The organism is Streptomyces sp. NPDC031274 (assembly GCF_055570235.1).
The window spans coordinates 1-1,122 of sequence record NZ_JBVIHP010000403.1; the positions used below are offsets into that span (position 1 = coordinate 1).

The 1,122-nt window shown below is 66.4% G+C and carries 1 protein-coding gene and 1 pseudogene; one reads left to right on the forward strand and one right to left on the reverse strand.

Annotation, left to right across the window (positions count from 1 at the left end):
* The coding region (locus ACZ5CR_RS46710; RefSeq protein ID WP_468870133.1) for a condensation domain-containing protein at window positions 1–709 on the reverse strand (709 nt) is incomplete at its 3' end.
* Window positions 710–892: 183 nt separating this feature from the next.
* Between ACZ5CR_RS46710 and ACZ5CR_RS46715 the strand changes: the two are divergent.
* A pseudogene (locus tag ACZ5CR_RS46715) lies at window positions 893–1,122 on the forward strand (hypothetical protein); the annotation flags it as partial.

A 1,122-nucleotide genomic window follows, 5' to 3' on the forward strand; every position in this document is an offset into this window, starting at 1 on the left:
GACCGTCCAGGGCAGCGAGCCAGAACGCCTGGTCCGAGCCGAGGTCCGGAGACATCCGGTACTCCCGATCCGCCTCCACCAACGCCGAGAACGGCTCGAACGCGTCGCCCCCGCCGGGGTCCGCACCCGCCGAAAGCGAGGCGTATGCGGCGGCCACGTGGGTGGCGATCAGTGCGCCGCTGTGCGCGTCCATGATCAGGTGGTGGGCGCGGTGATACCAGAGCACGTGGCCCTCCCCCAGGGAGAGCACGGCGCAGGCGAACAAGGGGCCGTCGCCCGTCAGGTCGACCGGCCGGCGCAGCTCCGCCTGCATCCACCGTTCCGCGGTGGCCCTCGGGTCGGACTCGGCACTGACGTCGATGACGCGAACGGGAACATCGGCGGTGACGTCGACGTAATGCCGCGGCTGCCCGTCCACCACGCGGAAACGGAGACGGTACGCATCGACGTCGCCGAGCACCTGCCGCACGGCCCGCACGAATACGTCCAGATCCACGCCGCCGTCGATCTCAAGGCATTCGGCAATGTTGTACGGAGCATCATCCGGCGCAATCTGCTGGGAATACCAGATTCCGAGCTGAGCCGATGTCAACTCTCCCAGAACGGCGTCTCCATCGGATTCTCCGTCGGAACCGACTAGCGATATGGACACGGTCCGTTCCCCTTCGGAGGATGAATGAGCCTGGGCCGCAGCGGTGTTCCGGATCATTTCAGTACGCCATCCTCACCAGTGGCCGAACGGACGTCAAATGACAGTTCACACCGTTCAGATGCGGGCCCGACTGTTCAACTGCGGCATTTCAGCGGTTGAACGCAGGCGCACGACATTCCCGAGTTTCCGGCGCACGGGTACTGTCGGCGATCGTCGGCCTCTATGAGAATGGATTCGGTGATGGTCGGAACCGCCGGTGAGAATGAATCGACACGGTCGGGCCGTCCTCCGCTGCCGGCGGAGATCGCCGACCTGACCGATCCGGGCAACCGGGAGAACCCCTACCCCTCCCTGGAGAAACTGCGCCGGCGCTCGCCCTACGCGCCTTTCGACGGTCTCCTCGTGGTGGGGCGGCACGACCAGTGCTCGGCCCTGCTCCGTGACCAGACGATGAGCGCGGCCCGGGACCG